A 295-nucleotide genomic window follows, 5' to 3' on the forward strand; every position below is an offset into this window, starting at 1 on the left:
CGCGTGACGGCGGCCGCTCTCTCAGCCTGGCCGCGCTCCGGGGCAAGCCCGTTGTACTGTACTTCTATCCGCAGGACGACACCACGAGTTGCACCCATGAGGCGATCGACTTCTCGCAGTTGAAACCGGAGTTCGAGAAGGCCGGCGCCGTGGTGATCGGGCTGTCACCGGATAGCGTAAAGAAACACGACAAATTCAAGGCAAAACACGCTCTCACCGTCGATCTGGTCGCCGACGAGGAGCGAAAAGTCATCGAGGCCTACCATCTGTGGGTCGAGAAGACGATGTACGGACG

At 60.0% G+C, this 295-nt stretch carries 1 protein-coding gene; it reads left to right on the top strand.

Annotated features, from left to right (window positions below):
• Window positions 1–295: peroxiredoxin (locus EN852_RS39280; protein ID WP_135879940.1), on the top strand; the 295-nt coding region annotated here is incomplete at both ends.

It is taken from the genome of Mesorhizobium sp. M2E.F.Ca.ET.209.01.1.1, assembly GCF_004010375.2.
GTDB lineage: Bacteria > Pseudomonadota > Alphaproteobacteria > Rhizobiales > Rhizobiaceae > Mesorhizobium.